Origin of the sequence: Salibacter sp., from assembly GCF_031581065.1 — a bacterium.
Classification (GTDB): Bacteria; Bacteroidota; Bacteroidia; order Flavobacteriales_G; family Salibacteraceae; genus Salibacter.
Genome location: NZ_JAVLBN010000039.1, coordinates 1 through 21159, shown reverse-complemented (window position 1 = coordinate 21159; position 21159 = coordinate 1). Strand labels below are relative to the sequence as shown.

Below are 21159 nucleotides of genomic sequence, written 5' to 3'. Positions count from 1 at the left end.
GTGAATCAATTTTCATCAGGCGTTTACTTGCTCAAAATAGGCGAACAAACTGAGAAAGTGATCGTGCAATGAGATAAACTAAATCTCTCAAATAAAAATCCCGCCAGGAAAACTCCAGCGGGATTTTTTGGTTCTGACCAACATTAAATCAAGGCGTGTAGCCTTCGATAATTGCCTCTGCTGAAAAACCTTCAGGTTTTCCGTAACGGTGGATACAAACATCTACCGGTAGCGGATTCATTGTTCCTGCAAGACCTTCGTAGTGGTGTGTGCCTGCTTTCAATGTAACCGTTTCATCCGGCTTGTTTGCCGGTGTGTGACTTGCGGGGATGATGAGCAATATTGCAATCTCAGGATATTTTTGGCGCCATTCGCCAATGCGCTTGTCCACGCGATCCATCGTTTCAGTTAAGAATGGAGGATCGAGGCTCCAGTGTCCCGGGTTGTGCGGTTCTGAAAGGTGGAAAAAGCTTCCTCCACTTCCAAAAACAGCATCGGTGTCTTTGAAAAGGCTGTAGAATTGAGCGTCTTCTTTACCCAGTACACGGGCATTGAACGGAGAAGCAAATCCTTCATTGCGAACGCCCCATTTATAAAACGCATCATAAACTGTTTGTGGTGGACCAATGTGTCTTGTTTCAGAATAAATTGATGCGTAACGAAGAGCACATCTCAACAAGTGTGCTGCAGCGGCTTCTTCACCTTCTTTCTTCGCTACAAAGTTGTAAGCTTTGTCCACGTATTGGTTGCGATCAACTTTAAAGTCACCAATCGTAAACTGCTCGGCAGTTATGGTGATTTCAGGCGCTTTTTGTGTTTCGGTATCAAATTTTTTGATTTCACTTTCTTCATTGACGATGGCCATCATTTTTTCGCCATGTTCATCTGTTACGCCTTTGATGTCAATACACTCAAAACCGTACAAAAGTGTTGGCTTTGTGAGTAGTTCAAACAAGTCTTTTCCATCGTAATCGGCATGGAGGAGAAGGTACATAATGGCATTTTCGAGTCCGGCTTTTACCTGTGCGCGGTCAATCTTACCATCTAAAACCTCTTTCTCAATACGGTCAAGTAGCTTGATGCTTCTTTTCCAGGAATAGTATTCTTTTAATAGCTCAATGTTCTTTTCAACAGAATTTGAAGTAATCATGAATTGGATTTAAAATTGGCTCGAATATAAAGCGATTGTTTCTATGCGAAGTAAAATTTAGCTGTTTTTATGAATTTTAGCTTCAAAATAGAGGCGTTTTAAATAGAGTTTGAGTTATGTTTCAAATAAAAAAAGCGACCCGCAATTGAGTCGCTTTTCCGATAAACTGTCTAAAGGTTCATTTTGATTAAAGCTTCACAATCTTCTTGAATTGATCAGCTTCGTTTTTGAGGATGTAAGTCCCTTTATTCAAATCTGAGATATTCAAAATGTTTGTGTTTGAGTAAGCTTTCACAAGTCTTCCGCTGAGGTCAAAAATCTCGTAATTGTCAACGCGGTTACTTCTGATCAGGTCACGTGATGGGTTCGGATAAACAGACCATTTGCTGTTTTCTTTCAACTCTTCAGATCCGGTAGATAACCCGGTGATTTCAAAAACTGAAACCGTTCCTGATATCTCATTTGATGTCACGATGTAGAATTTGCCATCAGGAGATTTTGAAGCATCGATGTATTCGATATCTTCAATACCAAGATCACCTACACTATCGTTTGTTACTCCGCCATTTTCAACATCCATTACGCTGAAGTCACGGTTGTTGAAATACTTCACTAAAGAAGGAGAAGTTGGATTTGACATATCGTAGATCATCACACCACCCTGGCGCTCCAGACCGATCATGGCGTAAGGGATTCCCTGAATATAGGCTACTTCAGCTGCTTCAGGCTCAGGACCCTTATTGTCAGAACGCTTTTCAAATGAATCGTTTTCATCATTATTGCTGTTGAAGTTATCTGGATCTTCGCTGGCAATCGTTTGCTCAAACTCATCACCACTGTCGAATTCCAGCGCTCCGGTTGAAGCATTCCAAACAGAGAAAGAACGACCACCGTAAGAGTAGAGCTCATCATAATCACCATCGTTATCAGTATCACCCAATGATAGAGTGATGTTCAATCTGCCGAGAGCTGTGTCTTCCTGAAGAGTAGCAGCATTAGGGAAAGCTGTTGGGTCTAGCGATATATCTTCTATACGTTCTTCTTCAGAATAAGCATCGTAATCTCTGGCATCACCTTCGTTCGCTGAAATGATGTATCCTGTTCCGTTTACATTGATGTATTTGATTGCATCTGGCTGATACATTCCCATAACCGGGCGAGTAGTGATATTGATAACGTCATCTTTATCACTCGCATCTAATCCATTCCCTGATTGAGAATGATCTTTGAAACCTAATGGAACTATATTCTCAATAGTATTGTTAGTAAGGTCCACAATCGCTAACGCATTGTTCTCCTGAAGAATTATATATGCAGTCTCGCTATTGTCTGATACTGTAACATATTCAGGCTCCAGATTATTAGCAAAGTCCAGTGGAGCTTTAACATGGAAGTTATCGAGTTGCCATAGAGTAGCATTACCTGGACCTGGCTCAGCAGTGTAACGGAATCCAATATAAACTTCATCTTCGAGGTAACTTGAAAGTGAGATGTCACCACTTGTTGTATCAGTATAATTTCCCTGTGACCAAACAGCTTGGTTCGTAATTGTATCCCAGGTAAAAGACTCAGGGTTTCCGCTACCGTCATAATCAGTTGAGATCATCAGGTCTAAAGAACCGCCTGAAAAATTGCGTGTGTTTTCAAAAGAGAAGAAAGCATCGCTGTATGCTGATAAATTCACTTTAGGAAGAATTAACCAGTCCAGGCTGAAAGTATCAGCACTAAAGCCGTTTACTTCCACAAAGTTATCACCACTAAAATTATCCCAGTAAAATGATTTGTCGCTGTAAACATCGTAGACAGAAACGTTATCGAGTGAATCGGTTTCAAAATCATCGAAGAAAAGGTTACTTGTATCAGGCCCAAAGATGCGTACATCGCTGTCGAGAGTTCCTGTAAAAGAACGCATTGAAACTGTAGTAGCATTAGATTGAGAAACGCTATTGATTCCGCCTGAAATATCAATGATAGTAATAGATCCATCAGGGTCTGCTGTGTAATCGTCATCAGGCTCACCTTCATTGGCAGTGATTACTTTTGATCCGTCAGGTGTGAAAGTTACCATATCAGGAAGAGCACCAGCTTCAATTTGAGCGATGAAATTACCCGATCCGTCAAAGAAAACAACTGATCCATTTTCCTGTTTGTTGTCAGCTTCAACAGCTACAGTAAAGTAACCGTCATAGGTTGCTACACTATTGACACCACCACCGTATTGTGACATATCAATTGAAGAAAAGCTGGTAAGATTTGCCGGATCTGAAAAGTCGATCAGTTCAACAGAGTTATCATCAGAATTAGTGAAAATGAGGCGTTGATTAACAGAGTCGTGAACCACTATCTCAGCAGCACCCTCATCAAATACATTTGTGCGATATGTAGATAAATACTCTACATCCAAAGATTGTCCATAGCCCATTGAAAACATGGCTATGAGAGAAGCAATAGTTAAGTAAATTTTTTTCATGACATTGTTTTTTTTATTGCTCCAAAATTGATAGTATGATGTCAAAATAATTTTAGATCATTATTAATCGATCTTTAAAAACCGGGCGGTAATGTTTACTCAAGTTTAGTTCAATGTTTACATGTTTCGGTAGCGTTAAAAGATGTTTAAATATACTGGAAAAGGGCGTATATCCGCGGAATGAAAACAATCAAGCCAATCACGATTGCGGTCAGAGCCGAGATTAAAACAGCTCCCGCACTCAAATCTTTAATCCGTTTGATGAGCGGATCAGTTTCTTCAGTCAGGTAGTCACAAATGTTTTCCAAAGCTGTGTTTACGATTTCAGTTACCAGCACAAACCCGATTGCAATTGCGATCAACATCCACTCAACATGGCTGATGTCAAAGTAGAATCCGCCAATAATGACAATGACCGCTGTTAAGACGTGCACCTTTGCATTGTCCTCTTCACGAAAAAGCGTTTTGATGCCCTGGATGGCAAACGAAAAGCTTCTGATTCTGGCTCTGACCGAAAATGGCTTTGTGTTTTTTGACATGGCTTGTTATTATTCGCATAAAAGTAGTGAGCAATTGTGGAATTTGTAAGGCAGATGAAAGGAAATATTTAATATTGGTATGGCGTTTGATTATCTGACGTAAAACACACAAACATGAAACGATTAACAATTCTCTTCTTTCTGCTGCCACTGCTCAGTCTCGCCAATGAAAAATCGATCGACTCAAAAATTGTAAAAGCACACGTTTTTGCACGTGGAGCAGAGCTTACTCGAACAGCTAATTTGAGTCTTGAAAAAGGCAATCAAACCATTGTAATGAGTGGCGTGAGCCGCAACATTGATGATCAATCTATCAGAGTAAAAGGACAGGGAAGCTTTACGATTTTGAATGTGTCGAAACGGGTTAATTATCTCCGTAACATGCCCACGCCAGATTACGTCAAGGTTTTGGAAGATTCACTCGATTTCTATGAAAATGAGATTAAAAAGAATCGTGATTACGTATCGGTGCTGAATGAAGAGCGCTCGTTGATTCAAACGAATAAAAATATGAAGGGGAATGATCAGTCTTTATCGGCACAGGAGTTGAAAGAAATGGCTGAGTTTTTTCGCTCGCGATTGAATGATATTGCACAAAATCAACGCAAAACGAATAACATAATTACCCAACTCGAAGAGGAAAAACGCAACGTTCAGAACCAGCTCAACGAATACAGGAGCAAGCTCAACCAACCGATTGGTGAAATCGTTGTTGAGGTTTTTGCTGAGAATGCAACGAAGGCACAGTTGGAAATAATGTACATGACACAATCTGCCGGTTGGACTCCTGTCTACGATATTCGCGGTTCAGGATCTGACCAGCAAATTGAAGCTTCACTTTATGCAAGTGTTTACCAAAACACCGGAGTAGATTGGGAAGATGTCAACCTCACAGTTTCTACAGCTACACCTTCAATCAACGGAACGCGACCAAAATTGCACCCGTGGGTTTTAGACTTTTACCAGCCTGTTGAGCAAAGAGGAGCTCGTGCAAAATCGATGAATGCCCCGCAATTGGATCAGGTGAATGTAGAGTCTGAAGCTGTTTCGGCAGGTGACTCAAAAGCTAAAACTCCTGCTGAATTTTCATCAGTTATCGAAAATATGTTGTCGATGGAAGTGGAGCTGAATATTCCATTCAGTGTAAACGGGGATGGCAAAAGGCGCAAAACGGAAATCCGCTCGTTTAAAATGAATGCCGATTACTCTCATTTTGCTGTTCCAAAACTCGATCAGGATGCATTTCTCGTTGTGAATGTTGCAAACTGGGAGCAGTACAATTTGCTTCCCGGTGAAGCGAATATTTTCCTCGACAACACTTATGTTGGGAATACCTACCTGGATCCGCGATCGGTTGATGATTCACTCACGATTACAATGGGCAGAGACAAAAGCATTGTGATCGATCGTGAAAAAATCACGAAAGAAGCTGGTCAGTCATTCTTTGGAAACAAGAAGGTTCGCAACTTTAGCTTTGAAATTACGGTTCGCAACACAAAAAGCTCAGCGGTTGACCTCAAGATGATGGATCAAATTCCAATCTCAGCTCAAAACGATATTGAAGTAAAACTCATCAACAGCAGCGGAGCTTCTCTCGAAACTGAGCAGGGTTTCCTAACGTGGAATATTAAACTGAAACCCGGTGAAGAGCGAACATTCACCTTTGATTTTGAGGTGAAGTATCCCAAAGACAAAAACATCAACCTGTAAAATTCTCAGGGGGTGTATCAAAACTGAAAAATGTGCAGATTTTTCAGTTTTAAAAAGCTACTAAAAAGTTGAAATAGCTGAAAATACCGGATTATAACATTGCAATAAAAAGAGTCTTTTTTTATCTCATAGATGCTTTTTGATACACCCCCTTTTTCGTTCTTTTGCACGCTATGGTAAAGGCGCTTATTTTTGACATGGACGGCCTCATGGTTGATTCAGAGCCCATTTGGCGAGAAGCTGAAATAGCGGTTTTCAACGAACACGGTCTTTCGCTAACTCCGGCTGAGTGCAAGCAAACGATGGGGTTGCGTATTGATGAAGTGGTACACTACTGGAAAGCGAAAACAGGACTTCCGTTTAACTCGCAAAAAGTTGAAGAGTCCATCGTTGAGGAAATGCGTCAAAGATTATTGAATGAGGCAAAACCGATGCCCGGTTTCATGGAGCTTTTTGATGAAGCTCATGGTCAGAACCTCAAGCTCTCAGTGGCATCCTCATCTTATCCGGTTCTGATCAAAGCCGTGACAGAGCGCTTTCAAATTACCCATAAATTAGATGCAATTGTCTCGGCAAGCGAATGCGAGTTTGGCAAACCACATCCTGATGTATTTTTGAAAACTGCCAAAATCTTGAATATTGCACCAATTGAGTCGTTGGTTTTTGAAGATAGCTTGAATGGAGTAATTGCAGGGAAGTCGGCACAGATGAGTGTTATTGCAGTTCCGGATGAGGAAGATTTCAAAAAACCACAGTTTTCAATTGCTGATGAAACAATTGAATCATTGACCAGTTTTAAACTATCAAAATGGCTAATCAAGTAGAAATTTTTAAGGAGAAACAACCATTTGACAAGCCTATCCTAAAATTCGTTTTTGTGGGCGGATTTCTCCTGTTTGCTTACGGGTATATTCAGCAGGTGTATTTTGGAAAGCCTTTTGGAAGCGAGGAAGGAGCTTCAAACGATGGCTTGATGTGGGGAGCAATAATTTCGTTGATACTTACAGTTGCCATTCAAATAGCAAAGCTGGAGACAAAGATTGACAACAGCGGAATCAAGTTTCGCTTTTTCCCGTTTCACATTCGCTGGCGTAGTTATTCCTGGTCAGATTTAAAACAAATTAAAGTAAGATATTTTGAACCATTTGACGAATTTGGCGGTTACGGTTTGCGATCTAGAAAAGGCGTGTGGTCATTTGCAGTAGAGGGGAAATACTGCATTGAATTGTTTAAGCAGGATGGTCGCAGAACTGTAATTGGAACGCGCAATACTGAAGAAGCTCGTAAAACGATCAAGCATTTTGCGGGTAGTAAAGTGAAGAAATAATTAACACTTTTGGTCAGAACCAAACAGTTGTTTTGTTGTTTCATCAATATGAAAGAATTGAACAACAGTCCTTTTATCACACCTTTCGATTTTGCTGATATGCGTCAATGTGGTCGCGTTACACAACTCGATATGATTTCTCAACCTGAAGAGGCTATTCTCTTTAAAATTAATGTACCCGGAACAAATTTATTTGGGAGTTACTCCAATGATAATTACGGTATTTACTTTCCCGATAGTGGCGGATATATCAGGTTGTTTGACACCATTATTTCAGCAAAACGCTATTTTGAAGACTTCAATGAATCGGAATCTGTTAAGGTTTAATCATCTTTCATTTGTGACTCAACAGCTTCTTCAGAACTATGGTTTTCAATTGTTTCGTTCCACAACTCGGGTCTGCGGATTTTACCGCCCTCTTGCGCGGTTCTGACCGTGAAATAAATGCTGATAGCTGCAAAAATGAGTGTAATAATTTTGGTGATGTTGTTGAATTGAGGTTTTAGGCGATTAATGATGAATCCTATTAGTCCCAAAACTCCTAAAATGATATTGAGGATGTAACTCGTTTCTCCCAGTTCTTCGTGCTCTTCAAGGTGGTAAAAGGATATTTTTGAAAGTTCTTCGACAAAATGCTCAGCATCTTCGCCTGATAAGTAAGCCGGAATGCTAGTAATACCTGCTAAAAACAGTAGGCCATATCCAACAAGTGCGAGATTTTTCTTAGAGGTAAAAAGGCTCAGTAACAGGATTAAGAACCCAAAAATGATACTGAAAACAGGTAGGTGATTTACGATTAAATGCGTATAATTAGGACTCATAATTCAGGATTTAAATGTTATCAAATATATGAAGTATAAATTATTTGGAAATACAGGATTGCGTGTATCAGAGCTGTGTCTGGGAACCATGACGTTTGGAACGGAGTGGGGAACTGGCGCTGATAAAGATACGAGTAAAAAGATTTTTGATATTTACGCAAAGGCTGGCGGTAATTTTCTCGATACAGCGAACTTTTATACAAACGGAACAAGCGAACATTTTCTCGGAGATTTCATCAAAAACGATCGCGACCACTTTGTTTTAGCGACTAAATATTCGCTTCACGACCGGGAAGGAGATCCAAACTTTACGGGGAATCACCGCAAAAACCTGGTCAGATCCGTAAATGAAAGTTTGAAAAGATTGCAAACCGATTACATTGACATTTTGTGGTTACACATGTGGGATTTTACTACGAGTGTAGAAGAAGTAATGCGCGGATTGAACAACCTGGTTGAACAGGGGAAAGTTCTGTACATCGCTATTTCTGATACTCCGGCATGGATAGTAGCAAAAGCTAATATGGTTGCTCGCCAGCACGGATGGATTGAGTTTTCTGGTCTACAAACAGAGTACAGCCTTGTTGAACGAACTCCGGAAAGAGATCTACTCCCAATGGCTGAGGATTTTGGGTTATCTGTTACTACCTGGTCGCCACTTGGAGCCGGACTGCTGACTGGTAAATATCTCAATTCAATGGATGGACGCTTATCGGAAAAGAGCGTGAAAATGACAGATCACAATCTGGGAATAGCAAAAACTGTCAAGTCTGTAGCTGACGAAATAGGAGCGAGTCCCTCTCAGGTTGCTTTACAATGGCTGAGGCAACAAAACAAATCTATCATCCCAATTGTGGGTGCACGTAAAATTGAGCAGATTGAAGACAATTTGGGTTGTCTCAATATCAGTCTGTCAAACGATCAAATGAACAAGTTGAATGACTGTAGTAAGGTTGATCTCGGTTTTCCGCATGAATTTTTAAAGAAAGATGCAACGAGGAGTCACCTTTACGGAGGAACAGATTCACTAATTGAATGGTGAGTGGAAGTTTAGGTGTTTAAATCGTTTATATGTTTAACGTTTTAAATTGGTTTGATTAAGGGGTGGCTGGTTGGGATGTTTGAAGGTTTGTTTTGAGAAATTAAATTATCTAATAAACCAAAATCTCAATTCGTAGGTTCTGTCTCATCAGTTAGCGATATGTAGCGGTTTTTAAAGGTTTAAGGTCGAGGCTGAGGTTGAGAGGAGTTCTAATCAGATTCGAGACTTGTTTTTCTTCAGTCTTTTTCTTTTGCCTTGATGCAAAATGTCGCAAAACTTTTCTTTCGTGTAAAAAGCTTAATCAGCTAATAGAATGAATTATGAAAACAAGCGATCCAAAATAATCTAATAAACCAAAATATCAATTCGTAGGTAGCGTCTCATCGGTTAGCGATATGAAGCGGTTTTTAAAGGTTTAAGGTCGAGGCTGAGGTTGAGAGGAGTTCTAATCAGATTCGAGACTTGTTTTTTCTTCTTCGCTTTTCTTTTGCCATTTCTCTATGGCGTGTTCATCGTATTTCACGAAAAGATGAATCCAAACAGATCGCGATAAACGAAAGAAAAGTGGTGTTAAAGCAATCAATGATCCAACAGCAGTCACTAAATACTCCGTTACATTGAAATCGGGGTAGAGGACGATAAAGGCTACCCACACAGCTACTAAATACCCAATGCTGAGACCGTAGCTCACATACATTGAACCGTAAAAGAAGCCCGGTTCAATTTCAAATTTTTGCCCGCATTTATCACAGCGTTCGGGCATTTGAAAGAGTTTAGATAAATTGTAAGGATTGGGATCAGAAAACAAATTCGATTCCTGACACCGCGGACATTTCATTTTTATGATGCCATTCAGCATCGATCCTTTCATCGCCATTCAAAAATAGTTTAGCCTACCTACGCTAACCGTTAGTCTTTAGTTTCTATCGACTGGCATTTATCCTTGTTCGCGAAACGCAGAACATTCAAAATAGCCGTACTGGGCTGAATAACTGATGATCCAATTACTTCATCACCCGGAGCGTACACTTTATTTGATTTTGTGTTCCAGTCGAATTTTTGATCACTGTTCAATGTAACAGTTCTTTGATCTGAATCAGGAGAAACTTCAAATCTATCAGTTCTGCTTGTGTAGGTGTCGCCATCAGGAACAGTGAGGAACGTAGCGTATTTGGTATCGTCTTTCTTGAATATTTCGCAAATACATTTACCCATAAAAACTTCGCTCTCAATGAAAACAGAGTTGATGAAAGTGATTTTCCATTCCTCTTCGTAAGATTTTGCCGTGAGCGAAACATCATAAGTTCCTTTAGAGATCATGGAACCGTTTTTATTGATGGTAAAATCTAACTGCATGCTTACGATACCTGTATTTCCTTTGACTACAGCATTGTGGAAGTCAGTTACTTCAAAATCAATTCCTATTCCGTCTGCCATTCTGTAGCGTTCGTATTCTTTTTTCATTTTTTCAAAATCGAGCTGAGAATACTCAACATTTCCCTGCAGATCAACGTCAACGTCAGATCCAACAAATCCATCATCAAAGTAATTGCGAAAATTAGGAGAGTTGAGAGAGCGCGATTCATCGCTCAAATAACCTTCATAAAAGCCCTCAACGAAGCGTTTGAGAGAACCTTCGTCCTGAGCGTTGGTTACGGATCCGACCAATAGGCAAATAACAACTGCAGTGATAGATTTTGTGAAGTAATGCATTTCTGAAATATTTTTTACAAGTATAAAGGATTTTAACGATGTATCGCGGCCATGAGCCTTACAACATATACCCAGTTTTTTGTTCGTAAAAGGCTCGATTATTCATCAAAGCTCACCGTTACATTTTTAGATCTCGGGTGAGACTGGCAGGTGAGTATGTAGCCCTGTTCAACTTCCTCGTCAAGCAGTGCGTAATTCTTTTCCATTTCAGCATCACCTTCTAATATTTTGCCGCGACACGTCATGCAAACAGCACCTTTACACGCAAATGGCACATCTACTCCGGCCTTGAGTGCTGCATCGAGAATACTGTCACCATCAGATGCAATATTGATGATCGATTCCTCACCGTCAACAATCACTTTTACCTCAGCACTGTCAACCTTTTCGCCCGTTGATTTCGACTTTTTACGTGAAGTGGCGTGTTGAGCAGCATTGGGCTGGTCAGGTGAGGTGAAGAGTTCGTAGTGGATCTTTTTCTTATCGACCTTTTGAGCTTCCAGTTCGTTCGTCACGAGTTTGATCATGGCCTCAGGTCCGCACAGGAAATACTCATCAACTCCGGCCGGATCAAAGAGCATTTGGCAAAACCTTCCGCACTTTTCTTCATCGATTCGGCCGTAGAAAAGATCAGCTCCCGGATTTTCACGACTCAACACGTGATAAACACTCAGCCTGTCAACATAAGCGTTTTTCAAATCTTCAATATCTTCTTTAAAAATGATGCTTCCCGTATTTTTATTGCCGTAAAAGAGCGTGAAATTACTCTTTGGCTCTTCGGTCAGAACCGACTTCATGATCGACATCACCGGAGTAATACCACTACCCGCAGCAAATGCGACATAGTGCTTAGTGTTATTTTGATCCAGCTCAGTGTGAAATCTTCCTTGCGGAGTCATCACTTTGAGGACATCACCCGCTTTTAGCTCTTCATTGGCATAAGTTGAAAACTTACCACCATCAACTTTTTTGATAGCGACACGCAATTCACCTTCCTTTGGAGCAGAGCAAATGGAGTAAGACCTGCGAACATCTTCTCCGTTTATTTCGGCTCTGAGTGTAATATATTGTCCCTGGATAAACGAAAAAGCATCACTTAATTCTTCCGGTACATTGAACGCAACCGACACCGTGTCGGAAGTCTCTTCTCTAACATCCTTAACTTCTAATTCGTGAAAACGCGCCATTATCAATTTGTATTAATCGTAATTTCGGTATGCAAATCTAATCTTTACCCGATATTTTCCAATTTGGTAATAGATTAGCATAATAGTAACTCTTACCTGTATTTTTAATTCCTTGTGAAATGCCAAATTTAATTTCGCATAATCATTAAAATTTAAAGTGGGATGTAAAATTTTGGTTATTAACGATATAATTAATTATATTCGAAACATGTTATAACATCTTTAACACAATGAACAACTTTAAAATATCTCCTGAGCAATTATTTCTTTCTCTACTTTTTCTACTCACAACCCTGTTTTCATTTTCTCAGACCCAACAGGTTATTGATAATGAGGTGAATTCCGGTTTTGAGGGGATTAACTCAAAGGGCGTTCCCATTTTTGATGAAGATTACATCTACTACAATGTATATGAATCGACTACAGGAAATGAACTCAACAGGATAAATAAGTACAAAATAGACAAAGAGGATTTAGAGATAGCTGAAAGTACAACTCAGATTGACGGGTTGCAAGAAACGGGTGATCCGGGAATTAATTACTACTTGACCAAAAACAACCTCGATAACCGATCATACATTGTTTTCTCAAGGACATCCAGTGATACAGCAGCGTTTGATTTCTATAAACACGATCAGGAATACAATATCACAAACAAGGCTTTTTCAATCAATTTGTCTATAGAACTGGATACTTCGCTTAATTCAGAGCATATGGGAGTGAAAGTTTCACCTAAATTAATCAACAGTGAAATTATTGTTTTTCTCAATTATAATCATAATGGAAAATATTATACTAAATTTTTAAGTTTTGATACAACAGGTGTGCTTTTACGAGAAAAAAACTATGAAGAAACTAAAAGCCCAGTTCCTCTAGTTGCATCATTTCATATTGAAGCAAAGCCTGGAGAAAATGCTTTTATTTTAATGCCTCAAGTGGGAGCTTATGGCTGGGTTGTAGATCAAACTACATTTGATACTGTAAATTATCTCGATGCTAATAAAAACTCAATTTTTGATTCTCTTGTTATCAAGCATCAATATTCTACGATGTACAATGCTAAAACAATAGCTGAGGATGATGGTGTGAGCTTTAGTGGAACTTTGAGTTTTAATAGAGATTCAACATTACAAAACCCTGACTTTGTTTTCCAGGCTTATTACTTCAAGTATTTTTGGGATAACAGTTACGAAACACGCCACTTTGGCCCTCTCGAAATCGATAACCGTTCTTATGCTTACGATTACAATGCCACCACGGGGGATAGAGTTATTGCAACCTGCGGTCCTTTCTCGCATCCATCGTTTCGCACCGCTGTAGAGCGAGACGTACTTGTTTATTTATGGGATGAAACAGCAACTGATACTTTTACTATTTTGGGTTGGGGCAATCATGTTCCGGTTAATGTAAAAGTTGATAATAACCGTGATATTTTTATCACGGGTCAAAGGACAGATGCCTGGAATGCAATGGATAGCACCTACATGTTTGTAGCGAAAATCCCAGGTTTAACATCAACTGTTTTAGAAAAGCACAGCACAAATAAAAAGTTGAGGTTATTTCCTAACCCTGCTGTAAATCAGCTTTACTTCAAGAATGAAGAAGAGCTGGTCAATAAACCCTTTAAAATCTTTAATCAATCAGGGATGCTTGTAGATGAAGGACGGGTGAATGGTAGCGGAGTAGATGTGACTTCGCTTTCAAATGGCAGCTATATTATTATCGTTGAAACAGATAAAGCGAAGAACTACAATGCTGTTTTTATGAAACAGTGATAGTAAGTGAAGCTTATCTTTTTATTGTGATAATTAGATGATTAAAGGGTGTGGCGATTGAATATCAACGGTTTTTCTGAATCTTTTATTTCCACTCTTTGTGAACAATACGGCAAACACTAAGTTTAAATTTTCGTAAAATTGTAGTGAAATATGAGTGTTATGGAAAACGAGAAGAATTTACAAAAGGAGTTTGACGCAAAAATTGATGCTGAAACGAAGATTGAACCACGCGATTGGATGCCTGATGCTTATCGCAAGAATTTGATTAGGCAAATATCGCAGCACGCTCACTCTGAGGTTGTAGGGATGCTTCCTGAAGCAAACTGGATTACGCGAGCTCCTTCTTTGAGAAGAAAGGTTGCACTTTTAGCGAAAGTTCAGGATGAAGCCGGTCACGGTTTGTACCTGTACAGCGCTACTGAAACGCTGGGTGCTAAGAGAGAAGATACAGTTGACGATTTACACAGCGGAAAAGCAAAATATTCTAATATATTCAATTACCCAACTGTAACCTGGGCTGATATTGGAGCAATAGGTTGGTTAGTTGACGGAGCAGCTATTCAGAACCAGGTGATGCTGACACGTACCTCTTACGGTCCGTATTCCCGCGCTATGGTTCGTATTTGTAAAGAAGAGAGTTTCCACCAACGCCAGGGTTATGAAATTATGTTGACGCTCGCCAACGGGACTGAAGCACAAAAAGAAATGGCTCAGGATGCACTCAATCGCTGGTGGTGGCCTTCATTGATGATGTTTGGTCCTAGTGATAAAGACTCTCCACACTCTCAACAATCAATGGCGTGGAAGATCAAGAGACAATCCAATGACGAATTGCGCCAGGAATTTATCGATAAAACCGTTCCGCAGGCTGAGTATTTGGGTCTGACCATTCCTGATCCTGATCTCAAATGGAATGAAGAACGCGAATCTTACGACTTTGGACCAATCGATTGGAATGAATTCTTCAACGTAATTAAAGGTAACGGCCCGATGAACAAAGAACGTCTCAAAGATCGTAAAGACGCTAAAGATAACGGAGCTTGGGTGCGCGAAGCAGCCAATGCTTATGCTGAAAAGAAAAGAAAACGCGAAGCTGGTAAACAATCAGCGGCTTAAATAGATTAAATATGTCAGTAGATAATAAAGATTGGCCTCTATGGGAGGTGTTTATAAGATCAAAAGCAGGATTGAGTCACAAGCACGTTGGTAGCATTCACGCTGCCGATTACGAGATGGCTCTCGAAAATGCTCGTGACGTGTACACACGCAGGAGTGAAGGTGTGAGTATTTGGGTTGTGGAATCAACTCACATTCATGCCAATTCGCCATCTGAGAAAGACCCGTTCTTTGATCCGGCAAATGATAAAATTTACAGGCATCCTACATTCTACGATATACCGGATGAGGTAGGACATATTTAATAAATTGAATTTTTAATTTTTGGCTTCTCCCCACGAGAAGCCAATCTTTTAAAATAGTGGAATGACAAAGCAAGAAGCGCTTTACAAATACAGTTTACGTTTAGGAGATAGCACGCTAATTCTCGGTCACCGTCTTTCAGAATGGTGCGGGCATGGCCCAAAACTAGAACAGGATATTGCTCTCATCAATATCGCTTTGGATTTACTGGGGCAGGCAAGATCTTATTTGAGCTACGCAGCTGAAATAGAGGGAAAAGGTAGAACAGAAGATGATCTCGCTTACCACCGTGTAGAGAGAGATTTTCACAACTTGTTATTGACTGAGCGTCCCAATGACAACTGGGGAAACACAATCATGCGTTCATTCTTCTTTGATGTATTCCATTATTATTTTCTGTCAGAACTCACAAAATCAAAAGACGAACAGCTAGCAGCCATTGCGGCAAAGTCATTGAAAGAAGTTACCTATCACGTCAAGCACAACAGCGATTGGGTGATTCGCCTGGGAGATGGTACTGAAAAGAGCCACAAAATCATGCAGGATGCAGTTGATGAGCTGTGGGACTACACAGGTGAAATGTTTGATATGGATGAGGTTGACGAAATCCTGATCAAAGAAAATATTGCTCCTGATTTGGCACCGATTAAAGAAAAGTGGTTGCAAAAAGTGAAAGACGTTTTCCGCGAAGCAACACTCGAAATGCCTGAAGTTCAGGAGTGGCACCATAGTGGAGGAAAAATGAAAGGTATTCACTCAGAACACATGGGGTACATCTTATCGGAAATGCAATACTTGCCACGCGTACATCCGGATGCAACCTGGTAAGCTTTACAGCGTAATTTGTTGAGGAGGAAATAAACTATGGCTGACGTTACAACACTTTCTAAAGAACAAATTTTCGATTGGTTATCGGAAGTTACTGACCCGGAAATTCCGGTTCTGACCGTAACCGATATGGGAGTTGTTCGCGATGTCGATTTTGAAGGTGATGAAGTTGTTGTAACGATCACACCAACTTATTCCGGGTGCCCGGCAATGAAAACAATCGAGAATGACATTGAAGATTGTTTGGAAAAGCACGGTATTGAAAAATACAGAGTAATCACAAAACTTTCTCCAGCCTGGACAACAGATTGGCTTACAGAAAATGGCCGCCAAAAACTCGAGGAGTACGGAATTGCTCCACCCGCTGAGAAAACGACAGATAAAAGTGCTATTACCGGAGGAGAAAAAGTTGTGAAGTGTCCGCAGTGCGGCTCCACAAATACACAGATGATCAGTCAGTTTGGTTCAACAGCCTGCAAGGCTCTGTACAAATGCAACGACTGCCTGGAGCCGTTTGATTATTTTAAGTGTATCTAACCCTCCTTATTCTTAATAGCCTTTTTCAGGATAATGAATCCGGCAACTCCGGCAACAAAACTACCGAGGAGGATTCCCATTTTAGCTGTATCTTCCAAAATGCCTTTTTCAAATGCGAGTTCTGAGATGAACATGGACATCGTAAATCCGATACCGGCAAGTAAACCTGCACCTACCATCATTTGCCAGTTCACTCCTTTTGGTAAATCTGCGAGTTTGAGTTTAATTGCAATCAGACTCAAACCTACAATTCCAATCGGTTTACCCAGCAAGAGTCCCAATCCAACACCTAAGCTGAGTGAATCGCCCATCATGGCTATCGGGTCATCAGGAAGTGTTACACCGGCATTTGCGAGCGTAAACATGGGCATCACGAAATAAATCACCCACGGATTTAAATTGTGTTCCAGTGTTTGAAGTGGCGGTTCGTAATTCTTACAGGCTTTTTTCACTTTGGTCACAACAGCCTGCTCTTCGAAGCTCAACAAGTCGTGATGGAGTGGAGATATTGCTTTTGCCTTGATCAATACAGTTTTAATGCGTTCTCTAAATCCTTTTAAACTGTAAGCACTGTCTGTTGGGATAGCAAGTGCAGCTACAACTCCGGCAACTGTTGCGTGAATGCCTGATAGTAAAAAGGCCGTCCATAAACCGCCAATTCCTACAACTGCATAAAAGGTTTTCTTGCGCACGCCAAGCATGTTGGCTCCGACCATTACGGCCAAAAACGCTACAGCAATTCCAAAATTGACAAGTGATATATTTGATGAATAGAAAAGCGCAATCACGAGAACCGCTCCAAGGTCATCGGCAATAGCTAGGGCTGTCAAAAATACTTTTAACGATAATGGAACTCGCTTACCGAGCAAACTCATGACACCCAGCGTAAAAGCAATATCTGTTGCCATCGGGATTCCCCAACCTTCGTGCTCGGGATAATCACTGTTGAACATGATAAAGATAAGAGCCGGAACAGCCATACCACCAATAGCTGCAACAACAGGTAAAATTGCTTTTCGCTTATTCGAAAGTTCGCCAACCATCACTTCACGCTTGATCTCCAGGCCAACCGTAAAGAAGAACATCGCCATGAGACCGTCATTGATCCAGTGGTGTAAATCTTTCGTGAGGTGAGCACCTTCAAAACCAATGGTGAATTTAGTTTCCCATAATTCATGATAATAATGAGCATAATCTGAGTTAGCCCAAATCATCGCTACAACCATGCACAAAATCAGGATAACCCCTGAAAGTGCCTGGGCTGAACTAAAATCTTCAAATGTTGATATAAATCGTTTTGCTGCTACTGCAAGTCTTTTTCTTCTCTTCATCGTCCTCTTAAGGTGTCTTTATCTTCTCATTTTACGTTTGAAGTCCTGCGAAAATACAAAAACATAATAGCTCTAATTTTCTATTTTCTTTAGCGCTGTTAACTATATTTAAAATTGCACACTAACTTTGGGATCATGGTAAATAGCGCTAGTCTTCCGGTACGTTTCAAAATAAAGAACTTTGAAGGAGAAATTCACACTTCTTCACTTTATCAAATCGTTTACTCCACTGATGCAAGCGCTTATCGTGAAATACCTCAGGGAGTTACTTATCCCAAAACAGATTCTGATATTCAGTGTCTTGTGGAGTTTGCTGGTCAGAACCGAATGGGCCTCATTCCAAGAGCAGGCGGAACGTCACTTGCCGGACAAGTCGTAGGCAATGGACTCATCGTGGATGTGTCCCGCTACTTGCGAGAAATTATAGAGTTCAATGAGAAAGAAAAGTGGGTAAAGGTTCAACCCGGAATAGTGCGCGATGAACTCAACCGATTCTTAAAAGAATACAATCTCTTTTTCGCTCCAGAAACCAGCACATCAAACAGGGCGACAATTGGCGGAATGGTGGGCAACAATTCCTGTGGATCAAACTCTGTGAAGTACGGATCTACTCGTGATCATTTGTTAGAGGTTGAAGCTGTACTGGCCGATGGTTCAAAAACTACTTTTAAATCACTGAGTAAAGAGGAGTTTGAGAAGAAATGCTCGGGAGAAACAGCTGTGAGCGAGTTGGAGCAAAACATCTATCAGCAAACAAAAGAGTTGCTCAATAACGATCAGAACCGAAATGAAATAAAGAACCGCTACCCAAAACCTGAAATACCGAGACGCAATCACGGTTATGCACTCGACTTGTTGATGGATTGTGATGTCTTTGATGAAAGTGACAGGCCTTTCAACATGTGCAAAATGATTGCCGGTAGTGAAGGAACTCTTGTCTTTATCACATCTGTTAAAGTTGCCCTGGAACAGCTTCCACCAAAACACGAGGGACTTGTTTGTGTCCACTTTCACGATTTGTATGACTCATTAAGAGCCACAGTTCTTTCATTGGACTTTGATCCGGGAGCGGTTGAGTTGATGGATTACCACATATTGGAACGTACAAAAGACAATATTCAACACCGAAAAAACCGCTTTTTTGTGGAAGGAGATCCTGAAGCTATTTTGGTTATCCAGTTGTTTGCCGATTCTGCGGAAGAACTCAAGAAAAAAGCTGAGGATCTGACCAATGCTTTTAAAGAACAAAAATTCGGCTATCACTACCCGGTCGTAACCGGATCTGACTGTGAAAAGGTGTGGAACTTGCGAAAAGCAGGCCTCGGGTTGTTGTCAAATGTTGTGGGAGACAGCAAACCGGCTCCTGTGATTGAAGATACAGCAGTTGATGTACGCGATCTTGCACAGTACATTGATGACTTTAACGGAACGCTCAAAAAATATGATTTGGAGTGTGTGCATTATGCGCATGCCGGGTCTGGGGAGTTGCATTTGCGACCTGTTTTAAACTTAAAAACTGCGCGAGGTCAGGAACTCTTCAGAACCGTACTGGATGAGATTGCGCATTTGGTGAAAAAATATCGCGGATCGTTGAGTGGTGAGCATGGAGATGGCAGGCTGAGAGGAGAGTTTATACCATTCATGGTGGGAGAGGAGATCTATGATTGGTTTGTGAAAATCAAAAAAACATGGGATCCGTATGGCGTTTTCAATCCCAATAAAATCGTGGACACTCCGCCCATGAATGAACAGCTTCGCTACGAAAAGGATCAGGAAACGAAAGACTTTGAAACCATTTTCGATTTTAGCCACTACGAAGGTTATCAGCGAAGTGCAGAGCTCTGTAACGGATCGGGTGATTGTCGCAAGTCGCAATTGGCTGGCGGAACGATGTGTCCAACTTACATGGCTACGGGCGATGAATTACAAACGACTCGTGCCAGGGCGAATACGTTACGTGAGGTCTTGACAAGAGATGAAAAGCCATTTGAGAATAATGATGTCAAGGCGGTGATGGACACCTGTATCGGGTGTAAAGGATGTAAATCTGAATGTCCGTCAAATGTCGATTTAACGAGACTCAAAGCCGAGTTTGATTACCAGTATGGAAAGCAAAATGGTGTTGCTTTTCAAACGAGAGTAATCGGTTCGTTTGCGAAGTTGATGAAATTGGCGAGTAAGTTTCCTGCAGTTGCAAATTACTTCATTAAAAATAAGTTTTTTGGCTCAATAGGGAAGTCAGTACTCGGCTTTGCAAAAGACCGTAGTCTGCCGGAGGTCAGCAAAGTTACGTTGACAAAGTGGTACAGGAAAAACTATCAACCTCCACAAAACCCGATTAAAAAGGCGTGGCTGTTTGCAGATGAGTTTACCGAATACAACGAAGCTCACATCGGGATTGCTGCAGTTGAATTGTTGCAAAAGCTGGGATACGATGTTCGTGTAATTGATCATCCTGAAAGTGGCAGATCCTATTTTTCAAAAGGACTATTAAAGCAAGCAAAAGCGATTGCTCGTAAAAACGTTTCAATTTTCTCACCGAAGGTGAGTGAGGATGAGCCGCTGATCGGGATTGAGCCTTCAGCGATTTTGAGTTTCAGGGACGAGTATCCTGATATCGCAGGAAGTGATCTGACAGAAAAAGCAAAAAAGCTGAGCAAAAACGCTTTCCTAATCGATGAGTTTTTAGCGAGCGAAATGGAAAAAGGAAATATCAAAAGTGATCAGTTTAGGTCAGAGCCCAAAACAATTCACCTTCACGGACACTGTCATCAAAAAGCACTTTCTTCACTCTCAGATACAAAGAAGATTCTGCAATTTGCTGGATATAAAGTGCTGACAATCCCCAGCGGATGTTGCGGAATGGCCGGATCTTACGGTTATTTGAAGCAGAATTTTGATACATCTATGAAGATTGGTGAAATGGTGCTTTTTCCGCGTGTTCGGTCTGCATCAAAAGACGATTTAATTGCTACTAATGGGACAAGTTGCCGTCATCAAATCAAAGATGGGGTACAAGTAAAAGCACTGCATCCGGTTGAAATTATGAGAGATGCATTGAGTTTTTAATGGTAAGCTAAACGTCAGGTTGAGGTTGAGTCCCGTTCCTTGCGTCACGAGCTTAGTTCTGACCGATAGCGTCAGTAGGTCTAAGTTCATCTAAGCTTTGGCTATGGCCAAAGGCTAAGATTCACTAAGAGTCGAGAGGATTCTAATGTTGGTTTGGGGATTATTGAATTTTAAGTTGTTAAGAGGTTTAACGTTTAAAGTTGGCATAACGCAGCGATCGCAACGAGGATTTGATATT

General features: G+C 40.7%; 19 protein-coding genes. 11 read left to right on the top strand and 8 right to left on the bottom strand.

What is annotated here, in order from left to right; all coding sequences use genetic code 11:
* Positions 1–148: 148 nt before the first annotated feature.
* The 3 genes from RI557_RS09210 to RI557_RS09200 all read right to left on the bottom strand — a co-directional run bounded on the left by RI557_RS09210 (position 149) and on the right by RI557_RS09200 (position 4159).
* The gene (locus tag RI557_RS09210; protein ID WP_310683402.1) at positions 149–1150 is read right to left on the bottom strand and encodes a CTD-interacting factor; all 1002 of its coding nucleotides are present in this window, start codon (positions 1148–1150) and stop codon (positions 149–151) included.
* Between the two features lie 187 nt (positions 1151–1337).
* Complete coding sequence (locus RI557_RS09205; RefSeq protein ID WP_310668607.1) at positions 1338–3620, bottom strand: choice-of-anchor I family protein; 2283 nt, start codon at positions 3618–3620, stop codon at positions 1338–1340.
* 146 nt (positions 3621–3766) lie between these two features.
* On the bottom strand, positions 3767–4159 hold the full coding sequence (locus RI557_RS09200) for a diacylglycerol kinase family protein (RefSeq protein ID WP_310668605.1): 393 nt from the start codon (positions 4157–4159) through the stop codon (positions 3767–3769).
* 114 nt (positions 4160–4273) lie between these two features.
* Between RI557_RS09200 and RI557_RS09195 the strand changes: the two genes are divergently transcribed.
* The 4 genes from RI557_RS09195 to RI557_RS09180 all read left to right on the top strand — a co-directional run bounded on the left by RI557_RS09195 (position 4274) and on the right by RI557_RS09180 (position 7523).
* Entirely contained in the window at positions 4274–5869 is a 1596-nt protein-coding gene (locus RI557_RS09195) for a DUF4139 domain-containing protein (protein WP_310683400.1), read from the top strand.
* A 173-nt stretch (positions 5870–6042) separates the two neighbouring features.
* Positions 6043–6693, top strand: a complete 651-nt coding sequence (gene hxpB / locus RI557_RS09190; protein WP_310683399.1) for a hexitol phosphatase HxpB — start codon at positions 6043–6045, stop codon at positions 6691–6693.
* Positions 6678–7196 carry a hypothetical protein gene (locus RI557_RS09185; RefSeq protein ID WP_310668599.1) on the top strand — a complete coding sequence of 173 codons (519 nt, stop codon included), beginning with the start codon at positions 6678–6680 and terminating at the stop codon, positions 7194–7196. The genes hxpB and RI557_RS09185 overlap by 16 nt, the downstream gene beginning before the upstream one ends.
* Before the next feature lie 48 nt (positions 7197–7244).
* A complete protein-coding gene (locus RI557_RS09180) occupies positions 7245–7523 on the top strand; it encodes a hypothetical protein (RefSeq protein WP_310668597.1) in 279 nt (92 codons plus the stop codon).
* Here RI557_RS09180 and RI557_RS09175 read toward each other — a convergent pair.
* Complete coding sequence (locus RI557_RS09175; protein WP_310683397.1) at positions 7520–8017, bottom strand: hypothetical protein; 498 nt, start codon at positions 8015–8017, stop codon at positions 7520–7522. The genes RI557_RS09180 and RI557_RS09175 overlap by 4 nt on opposite strands.
* A gap of 28 nt (positions 8018–8045) precedes the next feature.
* Between RI557_RS09175 and RI557_RS09170 the strand changes: the two genes are divergently transcribed.
* The gene (locus RI557_RS09170) at positions 8046–9059 is read left to right on the top strand and encodes an aldo/keto reductase (RefSeq protein WP_310683395.1); all 1014 of its coding nucleotides are present in this window, start codon (positions 8046–8048) and stop codon (positions 9057–9059) included.
* A gap of 445 nt (positions 9060–9504) precedes the next feature.
* On the opposite strand, the gene RI557_RS09165 is transcribed toward RI557_RS09170, so the two are convergent.
* From RI557_RS09165 to paaE, 3 genes are all read right to left on the bottom strand, one after another.
* On the bottom strand, positions 9505–9936 hold the full coding sequence (locus RI557_RS09165; RefSeq protein WP_310668592.1) for a DUF983 domain-containing protein: 432 nt from the start codon (positions 9934–9936) through the stop codon (positions 9505–9507).
* Positions 9937–9968: 32 nt separating this feature from the next.
* Positions 9969–10772 carry a hypothetical protein gene (locus RI557_RS09160; protein WP_310668591.1) on the bottom strand — a complete coding sequence of 268 codons (804 nt, stop codon included), beginning with the start codon at positions 10770–10772 and terminating at the stop codon, positions 9969–9971.
* Between the two features lie 98 nt (positions 10773–10870).
* Positions 10871–11959, bottom strand: a complete 1089-nt coding sequence (paaE, locus tag RI557_RS09155) for a 1,2-phenylacetyl-CoA epoxidase subunit PaaE (protein ID WP_310668590.1) — start codon at positions 11957–11959, stop codon at positions 10871–10873.
* A 230-nt stretch (positions 11960–12189) separates the two neighbouring features.
* Between paaE and RI557_RS09150 the strand changes: the two genes are divergently transcribed.
* The 5 genes from RI557_RS09150 (at position 12190) to paaD (ending at position 16521) form a co-directional block, all read left to right on the top strand.
* Positions 12190–13734: a T9SS type A sorting domain-containing protein gene (locus RI557_RS09150; protein WP_310668589.1), complete on the top strand. Its 1545-nt coding sequence runs from the start codon at positions 12190–12192 to the stop codon at positions 13732–13734.
* 162 nt (positions 13735–13896) lie between these two features.
* Positions 13897–14853, top strand: coding sequence for a 1,2-phenylacetyl-CoA epoxidase subunit PaaA (gene paaA, locus RI557_RS09145; protein WP_409079697.1), 957 nt, complete (start codon positions 13897–13899; stop codon positions 14851–14853).
* An 11-nt stretch (positions 14854–14864) separates the two neighbouring features.
* Positions 14865–15158, top strand: a complete 294-nt coding sequence (paaB, locus tag RI557_RS09140) for a 1,2-phenylacetyl-CoA epoxidase subunit PaaB (RefSeq protein ID WP_151167139.1) — start codon at positions 14865–14867, stop codon at positions 15156–15158.
* Between the two features lie 61 nt (positions 15159–15219).
* Positions 15220–15984, top strand: coding sequence for a 1,2-phenylacetyl-CoA epoxidase subunit PaaC (gene paaC, locus RI557_RS09135; RefSeq protein WP_310668587.1), 765 nt, complete (start codon positions 15220–15222; stop codon positions 15982–15984).
* Between the two features lie 36 nt (positions 15985–16020).
* The gene (paaD, locus tag RI557_RS09130) at positions 16021–16521 is read left to right on the top strand and encodes a 1,2-phenylacetyl-CoA epoxidase subunit PaaD (protein ID WP_310668586.1); all 501 of its coding nucleotides are present in this window, start codon (positions 16021–16023) and stop codon (positions 16519–16521) included.
* Here paaD and nhaA read toward each other — a convergent pair.
* Positions 16518–17852, bottom strand: a complete 1335-nt coding sequence (gene nhaA, locus RI557_RS09125; protein ID WP_310683375.1) for a Na+/H+ antiporter NhaA — start codon at positions 17850–17852, stop codon at positions 16518–16520. The two genes, paaD and nhaA, sit on opposite strands and share 4 nt — an antisense overlap.
* A gap of 135 nt (positions 17853–17987) precedes the next feature.
* On the opposite strand from nhaA, the gene RI557_RS09120 reads away from it, so the two are divergent.
* Positions 17988–20921, top strand: coding sequence for an FAD-linked oxidase C-terminal domain-containing protein (locus RI557_RS09120; RefSeq protein ID WP_310683373.1), 2934 nt, complete (start codon positions 17988–17990; stop codon positions 20919–20921).
* The last annotated feature ends 238 nt before the right edge of the window (positions 20922–21159 follow it).

Bases quoted from the DNA above. Each gene is read 5' to 3' on its own strand.
- RI557_RS09185 (WP_310668599.1), top strand. From the start codon at position 6,678: ATGGCTAATCAAGTAGAAATTTTTAAGGAGAAACAACCATTTGACAAG.
- RI557_RS09200 (WP_310668605.1), bottom strand. From the start codon at position 4,159: ATGTCAAAAAACACAAAGCCATTTTCGGTCAGAGCCAGAATCAGAAGC.
- RI557_RS09165 (WP_310668592.1), bottom strand. From the start codon at position 9,936: ATGGCGATGAAAGGATCGATGCTGAATGGCATCATAAAAATGAAATGT.
- paaD (WP_310668586.1), top strand. From the start codon at position 16,021: ATGGCTGACGTTACAACACTTTCTAAAGAACAAATTTTCGATTGGTTA.
- nhaA (WP_310683375.1), bottom strand. From the start codon at position 17,852: ATGAAGAGAAGAAAAAGACTTGCAGTAGCAGCAAAACGATTTATATCA.
- paaE (WP_310668590.1), bottom strand. From the start codon at position 11,959: ATGGCGCGTTTTCACGAATTAGAAGTTAAGGATGTTAGAGAAGAGACT.
- RI557_RS09180 (WP_310668597.1), top strand. From the start codon at position 7,245: ATGAAAGAATTGAACAACAGTCCTTTTATCACACCTTTCGATTTTGCT.
- RI557_RS09175 (WP_310683397.1), bottom strand. From the start codon at position 8,017: ATGAGTCCTAATTATACGCATTTAATCGTAAATCACCTACCTGTTTTC.
- paaA (WP_409079697.1), top strand. From the start codon at position 13,897: ATGGAAAACGAGAAGAATTTACAAAAGGAGTTTGACGCAAAAATTGAT.
- hxpB (WP_310683399.1), top strand. From the start codon at position 6,043: ATGGTAAAGGCGCTTATTTTTGACATGGACGGCCTCATGGTTGATTCA.
- RI557_RS09160 (WP_310668591.1), bottom strand. From the start codon at position 10,772: ATGCATTACTTCACAAAATCTATCACTGCAGTTGTTATTTGCCTATTG.
- RI557_RS09150 (WP_310668589.1), top strand. From the start codon at position 12,190: ATGAACAACTTTAAAATATCTCCTGAGCAATTATTTCTTTCTCTACTT.
- paaB (WP_151167139.1), top strand. From the start codon at position 14,865: ATGTCAGTAGATAATAAAGATTGGCCTCTATGGGAGGTGTTTATAAGA.
- paaC (WP_310668587.1), top strand. From the start codon at position 15,220: ATGACAAAGCAAGAAGCGCTTTACAAATACAGTTTACGTTTAGGAGAT.
- RI557_RS09170 (WP_310683395.1), top strand. From the start codon at position 8,046: ATGAAGTATAAATTATTTGGAAATACAGGATTGCGTGTATCAGAGCTG.
- RI557_RS09205 (WP_310668607.1), bottom strand. From the start codon at position 3,620: ATGAAAAAAATTTACTTAACTATTGCTTCTCTCATAGCCATGTTTTCA.
- RI557_RS09210 (WP_310683402.1), bottom strand. From the start codon at position 1,150: ATGATTACTTCAAATTCTGTTGAAAAGAACATTGAGCTATTAAAAGAA.
- RI557_RS09195 (WP_310683400.1), top strand. From the start codon at position 4,274: ATGAAACGATTAACAATTCTCTTCTTTCTGCTGCCACTGCTCAGTCTC.
- RI557_RS09120 (WP_310683373.1), top strand. From the start codon at position 17,988: ATGGTAAATAGCGCTAGTCTTCCGGTACGTTTCAAAATAAAGAACTTT.